The organism is Enterovirga sp. (assembly GCF_028290205.1).
Taxonomy (GTDB): Bacteria; Pseudomonadota; Alphaproteobacteria; order Rhizobiales; family Beijerinckiaceae; genus Enterovirga.
The window spans coordinates 1-10,573 of sequence record NZ_JAQGKF010000071.1; the positions used below are offsets into that span (position 1 = coordinate 1).

Annotated in this window: 7 protein-coding genes; 5 read left to right on the plus strand and 2 right to left on the minus strand. The window is 70.1% G+C overall.

Annotated features, from left to right (window positions below; translation table 11 throughout):
- Positions 1-156 precede the first annotated feature (156 nt).
- Positions 157-1,956 (minus strand): ABC transporter ATP-binding protein, encoded by a 1,800-nt coding sequence (locus JWR86_RS04965; protein ID WP_299561607.1) that lies wholly within the window; start codon positions 1,954-1,956, stop codon positions 157-159.
- A gap of 6 nt (positions 1,957-1,962) precedes the next feature.
- The gene (locus JWR86_RS04970; RefSeq protein ID WP_299561595.1) at positions 1,963-3,114 is read right to left on the minus strand and encodes a beta-glucosidase; all 1,152 of its coding nucleotides are present in this window, start codon (positions 3,112-3,114) and stop codon (positions 1,963-1,965) included.
- Positions 3,115-3,406: 292 nt separating this feature from the next.
- Between JWR86_RS04970 and JWR86_RS04975 the strand changes: the two genes are divergently transcribed.
- From JWR86_RS04975 to JWR86_RS04995, 5 genes are all read left to right on the plus strand, one after another.
- On the plus strand, positions 3,407-4,657 hold the full coding sequence (locus JWR86_RS04975) for a glycosyltransferase family 1 protein (protein ID WP_299561597.1): 1,251 nt from the start codon (positions 3,407-3,409) through the stop codon (positions 4,655-4,657).
- A gap of 20 nt (positions 4,658-4,677) precedes the next feature.
- Positions 4,678-5,826 carry a UDP-galactopyranose mutase gene (glf, locus tag JWR86_RS04980; protein WP_299561599.1) on the plus strand — a complete coding sequence of 383 codons (1,149 nt, stop codon included), beginning with the start codon at positions 4,678-4,680 and terminating at the stop codon, positions 5,824-5,826.
- A gap of 21 nt (positions 5,827-5,847) precedes the next feature.
- On the plus strand, positions 5,848-7,971 hold the full coding sequence (locus tag JWR86_RS04985) for a sugar nucleotide-binding protein (RefSeq protein WP_299561601.1): 2,124 nt from the start codon (positions 5,848-5,850) through the stop codon (positions 7,969-7,971).
- 72 nt (positions 7,972-8,043) lie between these two features.
- Positions 8,044-8,325: a hypothetical protein gene (locus tag JWR86_RS04990; RefSeq protein WP_299561603.1), complete on the plus strand. Its 282-nt coding sequence runs from the start codon at positions 8,044-8,046 to the stop codon at positions 8,323-8,325.
- Positions 8,326-8,567: 242 nt separating this feature from the next.
- A partial coding sequence (locus JWR86_RS04995) for a DUF3772 domain-containing protein (RefSeq protein WP_299561605.1) occupies positions 8,568-10,573 on the plus strand: 2,006 nt, incomplete at its 3' end.

A 10,573-nucleotide genomic window follows, 5' to 3' on the forward strand; every position in this document is an offset into this window, starting at 1 on the left:
GACCTCGCCCCGAACCATTTCACGGTGGCCAACCTCGGCGCCCGCCTGGCCAAGCTGAAGCGCGACCCCTGGGCGGAGATCGCGGCGGTCGATCAGGTGCTGCCGAACACGGGAAAGCCCCGCCGGGCGCGAAAGCGGGCCGCCTGAGGGGCGCCATCAGGCGGCTTCGCCAACGACCTCGTCGACCGACAGGCCGCGGGCCTGCAGGCGCCACATCGCCTCGAACACGCCGTTCTGCTTGCGCAGCTGTGCGGGCGTGCCGTCCTCCACGATCCGGCCGTCCTGGATCACGATCACCCGGTCGAAGGCCGCGAGGGTCGAGAGCCGGTGCGCGACCGCGATCACCGTACGGTCGCGCATCCGCCGCACGAGCGAGCGCTGGATCTCGATCTCCGATTCCGTGTCGAGCGCGCTCGTCGCCTCGTCCAGCACGATGATGGGCGCGTCCTTCAGGAAGGCGCGCGCGATGCCGACGCGCTGGCGCTGGCAGCCGGAGAGCTTGGCTCCCCGCTCGCCGACGATCGTGTCGTAGCCCTCGGGGAGCGCGAGGATGAAGCTGTCGCAATAAGCGGCGCGCGCAGCCTCGATCACCTCCTCGTCCGTGGCGTCCGGCCGGCCGAAGCGGATGTTCTCCATGATGCTGCGGTGAAACAGCACGATCTCCTGCGGCACGACGGCGAGCGCGGCCCTCAGCGAATCCTGCGTCACGTCCGCGATCCGCTGGCCGTCGATGAGGATCTCGCCGTCATCCACGTCCCAGAGCCGCTGGAGCAGGTTGACGAGCGTCGACTTGCCGGCCCCGGAGGGGCCGACGATGCCGACCTTCTGCCCGGCCGGGATGGTGAGAGACAGCTCGTGCGTGACCTCGCGCGGACCGCCATAGGAGAACGACACCTGCCGGAACTCCACCGTGCCGCCGGCCGGCACGAGCACCCCGGCATTCGGCGCGTTCACGACCGTGCGGGGCTGGGCGATCTTGCGCAGGGTTTCGTCGATGAAGCCGAATTGCTGCGACAGGTCGACCAGCGAGAGCGCCAGATCCCGGGAGGAATGCAGCACCCGGAAGGTCAGCGTCGAGACCAGCACGACGTCCCCGGGCGTGATCCGGCCCCGGCTCCACAGCGTGACCGCCCAGACGAGCATGCCGCCGGCCGAGACGGTGAGGACGATGTCGTTGAGAAGCCGCGCCTTCTCGATATGCAGCCAGCTGGTGCGCTGGGCCGCCGCCTCCTCGCGGAACCCGGCCGCGAGCCGCGCATGCTCGCGCTGGCGGGCGGAAAACGCCTTCACGGCCCACATGTTGGTGATGGTGTCGACGAGTTCGCCCGCGACGTTGCCGGCGAGGCCGGAATAGCGCCGGTGCCTCGGGCGGCCGCGCTCGCCGAAGACGAGCAGCAGCGTCGTCATGCTGACCACCACGGCACCCAGCGCGGCCATCATGCCGAGGTTGATGGTGCCGAAGATGATCAGCGCCCCGACGAAATCGATGCAGGGCGGAAGAACGCGCCAGATCAGCGTGTTGGCAAGGGCGCCGAAATTCCCGGCCGTCGCCGTGATCCTCTGGCCGAGCGAGCCGGCGAGATTCTCGGCGAAGTACCGCATCGGCTGGCGGTTCAGGTACTCGAACAGGTCGAGCCGCATATCGACCCCGACCCCAATCGTGGTGCGGCAGGTGAGCCAGCCGACCACGCGCCAGGACAGCGCCTCCGTGGCGATCATGCCGACAAAGAAGGCGAGCGTGGTCCAGACCGCGGCCCGGGCCTCCAGCGGGCCGGCCATGATGTCCACCAGCACCTTCAGGACGTACTGGATGCCGATCGCGGCCGCAGCCGCCACCACGACGAAGAAGAAGATCGTCGCGAAGGACGGTGCCCAGTTGCGGACGTAGTGCCCGATAAAGACGATCGGACCCCGCAGGTAGGCGGGGGGGCGCTTCGGTGTCGACAGGGCGGACATCTGCACCTAGGCCGCTTGGTCGAAGCGGGACGCGGACGGACGTGCCGACAGGGCCTGGAACCGCGCCGCCTGCACCTTCAACTCCTCCGCCAGCGGCTCGTGCACGCGGCGCTGGCCGCGGTCGTCCGCCGCCGACAGGAGCCCGGTTGCGCAGAGCCGGTCGTTGTCCCAGCCGTGGTAGTCGAGGATCGGGTAGAGGCAGATGCCCTCGACCGGCACCCCGGCCGCCATCGCGGCGCGTGCCTCGCCGCTGACGTAGTGGAGCCAGGACGCCCGGCCGGAGCCTTCCGCGCCGGTCTCGGCGAGCAGGATCGGGCGCCGGTAGCGCTGCCAGACCTCCAGCAGCATCTCGTGCAGCGGACGGAAGGCGTGGTGGCCCATCGGGATGGTGCCACCGCCATGGTACCATTGGTTGTCGGGGTAGAAATTCAGCCCGACCACGTCGAGGCAATCGGGCCCGCCGCCGAGTTCGGGTTCGCTCCGGCCGACCAGGACATCCAGCGCCTCGAACTGCGACTCGCGATGCCGCCGCGCGCCGGCCCGGTGGCCGGGGTCGTCATGCGTGCCCGGATCCACGTGGATCAGCGGCTCGGCACAGATGAACCGGGCGCCCGGGGCCGTGGCCCGGACGGCGCGGGTGGCGGCGATCGCGGCGCGGACGAGCTGGCGCTTGAGGCGGCCGCCCTCCCCGGTCCGGTTCGGACCGAAGCGGCCGACCTCGCCGCCGGCCCACGCCCAGAACGAGATCTCGTTGACCGGGCACACCAGCGGCGCACGGCCCGTTTCGCGCAGGATCAGCTCGGCGGCGGCGGCGGCAAAGCGCGCCAGCCGCTCCGGAAACGTGTCCGACCAGATGTCGAGGCCGTCCGGCCAACCGTAATGGCACAGGTCCCAGACCACCTGGGTGCCCGCCTCCTCCGCGGCATGGAGCATCGGCAGGAAGCTGTCCCAGTCATAGCTGCCCGGGCTCCTCTCGATGAGGTGCCAGCGCAGCCCGTCCCGCGCGCTCCGGACGCCGTGCCGCGCCAGCGCCCGATAATCCTGCCGCGCGAAGCGATCATGCTCGGTCGTGCGCAGGAGATCGAGGCGTCGCCCGTCCGCTCGGACCTGCGTCGAACACTCGAACCCTCCAAGAAAGAAGCTTTGAAACAGGCCCATCGGGATTCCTGGCGACCAAACCGCGGCTTCGCCGGCAGCGTGCCTCAGCGAGAACACGCCGCCTTCCGCATGGTTCGCCCTCCGCCCCATCGCGGCGGGAGGTTCGTTCCGTTGCGTACTTCGCCGGCCCGCGCGCCGCCCGGCCCCTGGCTGCGAACTCGTACGTTCCTGGACGGCATGCCCGTCGCTCGGGAACTTACGGTCGGTCTCCGGAGTCAGGCCGGGGTGAGCACCAGCCCGCCCCACCCCCGCTCTTGCGGCACCTCGCAGCACCTCAGCCAAAGGACGACGCATGGTTCGGCGTAACGGAGATATTGCGTTCTCGCCTCGGGGCCTCACGGCGGAACCGGGCTCATACGTTTCCCTCGGCGCGGGGCGCCGTAAGCCTCTTCTTCTTTGCCTGTCGCACCTGCGCTGGGATTTCGTTTGGCAGCGGCCGCAGCACCTCCTGAGCCGGGCCGCGCGCGACTTCAACGTCGTCGTGTTCGAGGAGCCGATGTGGCGGGCCGGCGTGTCGCCGCATCTCGAGGTGACGCGCCGCGACGGCGGCATCCGCATCGCGGTGCCGATCCTGCCCGAGGGCATGTACGGCTTCGACGCGACGACCGAGCAGCGCAGGATGCTGGAGCGCTTCCTGGCGGCCGAGCCGGCGCCGTCGCGCATCTTCTGGTATTACACACCGATGGCCATGAGCTTCTCCGGCCACCTGCCGGCAGATGCCGTGATCTACGACAACATGGACGAGCTCTCCGCCTTTTGCGGCGCCTCGCCCGAGATGCTGGCCAACGAGGAGGATCTGTTCGCCCGGGCCGACCTCGTGTTCACGGGCGGCATGAGCCTCTACGAGGCCAAGCGCCACCGGCACCCGAGCGTGCATCCCTTCCCGTCCTCCATCGATGCGGCGCATTTCGCCCGCGCCCGGACGGAGCGGCGCGACCCGGCCGACCAGGCCGCAATCCCCGGCCCGCGGCTCGGGTTCTTCGGCGTGATCGACGAGCGGATGGACATCGAGCTGGTCGGCGCCGTAGCCGATGCGCGGCCGGACTGGCAGCTCGTCATGATCGGCCCGGTGGTGAAGATCGACCCGGCGAGCCTGCCGCAGCGGCCCAACATCCACTGGCTCGGCGGCAAGCGCTACGAGGAGCTCCCGTCCTACCTGTCCGGCTGGGACATCGGCTTCATGCCGTTCGCCCTGAACGACGCGACGCGCTTCATCAGCCCGACAAAGACGCCCGAATTCCTGGCCGCCGGCGTGCCCGTGGTCTCGACCCCGATCACGGACGTCATCCGCCCCTATGGCCAGCGCAACCTCGTCGAGATCGCGGCCGATGCGGGCGAGGTGGTCGCGGCGGCAGAGCGCCTGATGGCCCGCCCGCGCGCGCCCTGGCTGCAGCGGGTGGACCGCCACCTCGCCACCGGATCGTGGGACGCGACCTGGGCCGCCATGCGGCGCCTGATCGGCGATGCGATGGGCGAGCCCGACGACCTTGCAGTGGCGTCGGGGGCAGCGGCATCGACGATCGCCGCCGGCCCGGCCGAGTAGATCCAGCCCGGGAGCGGCTCATGTACGACTGGATGATCGTCGGCGCCGGCTTCGCCGGCAGCGTGCTGGCGGAGCGCCTCGCCAACGAGCGTGGCGACAAGGTGCTCCTGATCGACCGGCGCAGCCACATCGGCGGCAACGCCTATGACCGACACGACGACGCGGGCATCCTGATCCACCAGTACGGCCCGCACATCTTCCACACGAACGCCAAGGGGATCTTCGACTACCTGTCGAACTTCACCGCGTGGCGCCCGTACGAGCACCGGGTGCTCGGCCGGGTGGACGACAAGCTCGTGCCGATCCCGATCAATCTCGACACGGTCAACACGCTGTATGGACTGAACCTCACCTCGGACGAGCTGGAGGGCTGGTTCGCCGAGCGCGCGGAGGCGGTGCCGGAAATCCGGACCTCGGAGGACGTCGTCGTGTCCAAGGTCGGGCGCGAGCTCTACGAGAAGTTCTTCCGTGGCTACACCCGCAAGCAATGGGGGGTGGACCCCTCGGAGCTCGACAAGTCGGTCACGGCCCGGGTGCCGACGCGGACCAACCGGGACGACCGGTATTTCACGGACGAATTCCAGTTCATGCCCGCCCAGGGCTACACGCGCATGTTCGAGGCGATGCTGCGCAGCCCGAACATCCACGTGATGCTGCAGACCGATTATCGCGACATCAAGGACGCCATTCCGCACCGGCGCACGATCTATACCGGGCCTATCGACGAGTATTTCGGCTTCCGCTTCGGCAAGCTGCCCTACCGCTCGCTCCGCTTCCGGCACGAGACGCTCGACCAGGCGCAGTACCAGCCCGTCGGGACCGTGAACTACCCGATGAGCGAGGATTACACCCGCATCAGCGAGTACAAGCACCTCACCGGCCAGGTGCATCCGAAGACGAGCATCACGTTCGAATATCCGAGCGCCGAAGGCGACCCCTACTACCCGATCCCGCGGCCGGAGAACGCCGAGCTCTTCAAGAAGTACGAGAAGCTCGCGCTGGCGACGCCGGACGTTTGGTTCGTCGGCCGGCTCGCGACCTATCGCTACTACAACATGGACCAGGTGGTCGGGCAGGCCCTCGCGACCTATCGGCGGATTTCGGAATCCCTGCCGGTCGGGGCCGATACCACCGCCGTCAAGGCGATCGGAGCCGCTGCCGGAGCCTAGGCTCCCGCAGCCGAGCGCGCCATGGGAAGGCCCGACCGTCTCGAACTCTGGGGCGGCCTCGAAGCCACCATCGTCCGCGTCGGCGAGCGCTTCCGCGACCAGGCCCGCGAGACCGGGCATCGCGAGCGACTTGAGGATCTGGACCGGATCGCGGCGCTCGGCATCCGCACCCTGCGTTACCCGTTCCTCTGGGAGTCGATCGCGCCCGACGCTCCCGATTGCTGCGACTGGGGCTGGCACGACGCGCGCGCCGGGCGGCTTCGCAAGCTCGGCATCCGGCCGATCGCCGGGCTCGTCCATCACGGCAGCGGGCCGGCCTATACGAGCCTCGTCGATACGGCCTTTCCGGAGCTGCTGGCGCGGCATGCCGCCCAGGTCGCGCGGCGCTATCCCTGGATAGACCTCTACACGCCGGTGAACGAGCCGCTCACCACGGCCCGCTTCAGCTGCCTGTACGGCCACTGGTATCCGCACCAGCGGGGCGATGCCGCGTTCTTCCGCGCGCTCGTGAACCAGTGCCGGGCGACACTTCTGGCCATGCGCGAGATCCGGCGCGTGAACCCCGATGCGGCGCTCGTGCAGACGGAGGACCTCGGCAAAACCTTCTCCACGCCCGCCCTCGCCTATCAGGCGGAGCTGGAGAACCAGCGCCGGTGGCTCTCCTTCGACCTGCTGTTCGGCCGGGTCGACCGGCGGCACCCGTGGCGGCCCCTGCTTCTGGCCAACGGAATCACCGAACGTGAGCTCGACGAGCTGGCCGAAGGCGAAGCCAAGCCCGACATCGTCGGCATCAACCATTACCTGACGAGCGAGCGCTATCTGGACGAGCGCCTCAGGCGCTACCCCGAGCATTTCCGCGGCGGCAACGGGCGCAGCGCCTACGCCGATGTGGAAGCGGTCCGGATCCGCGCGCTCGACGGCGAAACCGGCCCGGCCCCCCGCTTGCGCGAGGCCTGGGAGCGCTACCGGGCGCCGATCGCCGTGACCGAGGCCCATCACGGCTGCAGCCGCGACGAGCAGGTGCGCTGGCTGCTCGATGTCTGGCGCGCGGCCGAGACGGTGCGGGACGAAGGCGCGGATGTCCGGGCCGTCACGGTCTGGTCCCTGTTCGGGGCGGTGGACTGGAACTCCCTGCTCACCCGCGAGACGGGCTTCTATGAGCCGGGCCCCTTCGACGTGCGCGGGCCCTCGCCGCGGCCGACGGCCCTCGCGGCCGCCGCGACCGCGCTCGCCACCACGGGCAGGTTCGACCATCCGGTCCTGGACAGTCCCGGCTGGTGGCGGCGGGAGACGCGCTTCTACAAGCCGGCCGTGATCCGCCGCGAGCGCGCCGCGAACGCGCCCCGATGCGTTCTGATCCTCGGTGACGGCGGGCCCGTCCAGGACGCGATGTCCCGGATCGCGAGTGAGCGCGGGCTCGCCCATTCCCTGGTCGGACCGGCGGACGGGGGGCGGCTCGAGGCGGCAGCGGAACCGCCGCCCTGGGCGATCCTCGACCTCGCCGGGCTCGCGCCCCGGCACGGCAGCCTGGCGCACGCGGTGCCGGACCTCGCCTGGCGGGCCCGCCATTCCGGCGCGCGCTTCGTCACGGTGACCGGGCCCGGCCTGTTCGCCGGGCGCCTCGGGCGCCCCTATGGTGAGTCCGACGGAGCCGATGCGGTTGATCCCGTGGGGCGTCGCGCCCTCGCCAGGGAACAGCAGATCCGCCGCCTCAACCCCAATGCCCTCGCGATCCGCACCGGCCCTCTGTTCGGGCCCTGGCACCAGGACAACGCGGTCTTCGACGCCGTGCGGTCGCTCGCGTCCGGCGGGCCGGTCGCCTGGGCGGCCGAGATCGTGTCCCCGACCTATCTGCCCGACCTCGCGCACGCGTTGTTCGATCTTTTGATCGACGGCGACGAGGGGATCCGGCACCTCGCCCATGCCGGGGCGGCGAGTTGGGCCGAGATCGCCTGCCGCCTCGCAGCGAGGGCGGGCCTGCAGAATCCGCCGCAGCGCGAGGGGCCGCTGCTCCGGGACGTGTCTCTCGCCACCGAGCGCGGGCAGATCATGCCCCCGCTCGACAGCGCGCTCGACCGGTTCCTTCGGGACTGCGAACCCGACTGGCGGGTTCCGGACCAGCCCCTCCGCCTGGCCGTTGGCTAGGGCGGGACGCGGAACCGCCCTCGCGCCGGGAACGTTCACCCGCGACAGGCAATCGATTGCAAAGGTTCGACAATGGCCAAGACAGTGGCAGACCAGCGTGCCCGGCAGGGCGGCCCCGGAAAACCGGTGTTGATGGTGCTGGCGGCGAGCCTCGTTCTCCTCGGCATCTACATGGTCTCGCTGATGAGCTGGAGCGGATCCACCTCCCCGACCAGCCCGCAGCAGAGGTCCGCCGAGCAGAGCAACAACAGCGCGAGCTCGGCCAATTCGGCCCGCGTGCCGACCGAAAACCCGGCCTACCCCTCGCCAGCGGCGCCGGCAGCCGGTACGACGGGCAGCGCAACACCACGCTAAGGCGTGGCCTCGCCTCCGATCCTCGCGATCGGAGGCCTTCCTGACCAGTTGAGACGAGTCCACCTCTGCTTCGTTGGTTCCTTCTCGCGGTAGCGCTTGCCGCGGCCGTCCCGGCCGCGGCTCAAGCCGTTTCGACCACCGCCCCGCAACCGCAGAGTGCGGCTCCCGCCGCACCTGCGCCTGCAACGCCAAATCCGCCCCAGGATGCCGGCACGGATGCCGCCGCCTCGCCGCTTGAACGCGTGCGGGCGAACCTGGAGGCGGCCCGCGCCGAACTGGCCCAGCAGCAGGCCACCCTGCGGCGCCGCGACCTGTCCCAGGCCGAGCTCCAGGATCTGCGCGGGCGCATCGATCCCATCGCCGAACGGCTGCGGGAGATCGTCGCCAACATCCAGCCGCGTCTCGACGCGGCCAAGAGCCTCCTCGAACAGCTCGGACCCAAGCCGAAGGAAGGCACCGGCGAAGGCGAGGATGTCGCCCGCGACCGCGCCGAACGCGAGGCGGCCGTCGCGCGTTTCGACGAGACGCAGCGCGTCGCCCGCGCCCTGCTGGCGCAGGCCGAGCAGCTCACGACGCAGATCAGCGACCGGCGCCGGAGCGTGTTTGCGAGCGCCCTGTTCGAGCGCAGCTATGCCCTGCTCAGTCCGGAGCTCTGGGTTTCGGCCGCCACCTCGATCCCGCGCGACCTGCGGGCGCTGCAGATCGTGGTGCAGGACGCCGCCTCCCGCTTCGAGGGCCGCTCCTCGCCGGCGACCCTGACCCTTCTGGGGCTCGCGATCGGGGCCGCCGTCGCCTTTCACGTCGCACGCCGGCACCTCGCCCCACGGCTCGTGCGGCGGAGCGAGACGGCGACCGAGGTCAACAAGCGCCGAAGGGTCCGGACGGCGCTGGGCATCCTGCTGTTCGAGGCCGCTCCCGCCGCGGCGGGAAGCTTCGTGGTCTACCAGCTGCTCGTGCTGGCGGACCTGTTTCCCGGTAGGCTGTATCCGGTGCTCGCCGCCCTCCTCGGCGGCTTGGCCTTCGTGGCCTTCGCCCGCGGCGCGGCCGACGCGATTTTGGCGCCCAATCGGCCGGCCTGGCGCATTCTGTCGATTTCGGACGGCCCGGCCGGCTGGACGGCTCGCTTCGCCATCGCGTTCGCCACGACGGTGGCCACCGGCAAGGTTCTCGATTCCCTGAACCAGGCGATCGCGGCCGGGCTGCCCCTCACGGTGGCCACCCGCTCGGTCGTCGTGCTGATCGCGGCAGCGACCCTTGCCGAGCTCCTGCGCCGCTTCGCGGTCCGGGTGGAGACGGACGAATCCTGCCTCGGCCCCTACGTATCGCGCGAGCCGGCGCTGGCCGGGCCCGCCCGGCTTCTCGGCTGGGCGGTCGTCGCCGCCGTGGTCGCCGCCCTGCTCGGCGGCTATGTCGCCTTGGCGTCCTTCCTGATCGACCAGGTCGCCTGGATCATCTCGCTCCTCGTGGTGCTCTACGTGGGAGTCCTGCTGAGCGACGAGTTCCTCGGCGAGACGCTGAAGAGCAACAGCCGGGTCTCGACCACCCTGCAGGCCAATCTCGGCCTGAGGCGGCGCTCGCTGGAGCAGTTCGGAACGCTGGCGGCCGGCGTCTCGCGTGTCGTGCTGTTTCTCGTGGCGGCACTGCTGGCGCTGGCACCGTGGGGCGTGGAATCGGTCGACATCACGTCCAACCTCAGGGCCGCGTTCTTCGGCTTCCAGGTCGGCGACGTCACGGTATCGCTGTCGACGATCCTGATCGGGCTGCTGCTTTTCGGCAGCGTCATAGGGGTGACCCGGATTCTCCAGCGCTGGCTGGCCAACACATTCCTGCCGACGACCGAGCTCGACGCCGGCCTGCGCAACTCCATTCAGACGGCCGCCGGCTATCTCGGCTTCTTCGCCGCGGCCGCGCTTGCCCTGTCCTACCTCGGGCTGGGGCTCGAGAAGATCGCGATCGTCGCCGGTGCGCTCTCGGTCGGTATCGGCTTCGGCCTGCAATCCATCGTGAACAACTTCGTTTCCGGCCTGATCCTGCTCTGGGAGCGTCCGATCCGGGTCGGCGACCTCGTCGTGATCGGGGACGGCGAGGGCTATGTGCGGCGCATCAGCGTCCGCGCGACCGAGATCGAGACCTACGACCGCTCGAGCGTCATCATCCCGAACTCGAACCTGATCTCGGGCGTCGTAAAGAACCGCGTGCGCGGCGATCGCAGCGGGCGGGTCATCATCTCGATCGGGATCGGGCGCGA

Excerpts from the sequence above, each read along its gene's own strand:
- JWR86_RS04965 (WP_299561607.1), bottom strand. The coding sequence starts at position 1,956 with ATGTCCGCCCTGTCGACACCGAAGCGCCCCCCCGCCTACCTGCGGGGT.
- JWR86_RS04970 (WP_299561595.1), bottom strand. The coding sequence starts at position 3,114 with ATGGGCCTGTTTCAAAGCTTCTTTCTTGGAGGGTTCGAGTGTTCGACG.
- JWR86_RS04975 (WP_299561597.1), top strand. The coding sequence starts at position 3,407 with ATGGTTCGGCGTAACGGAGATATTGCGTTCTCGCCTCGGGGCCTCACG.
- glf (WP_299561599.1), top strand. The coding sequence starts at position 4,678 with ATGTACGACTGGATGATCGTCGGCGCCGGCTTCGCCGGCAGCGTGCTG.
- JWR86_RS04985 (WP_299561601.1), top strand. The coding sequence starts at position 5,848 with ATGGGAAGGCCCGACCGTCTCGAACTCTGGGGCGGCCTCGAAGCCACC.
- JWR86_RS04990 (WP_299561603.1), top strand. The coding sequence starts at position 8,044 with ATGGCCAAGACAGTGGCAGACCAGCGTGCCCGGCAGGGCGGCCCCGGA.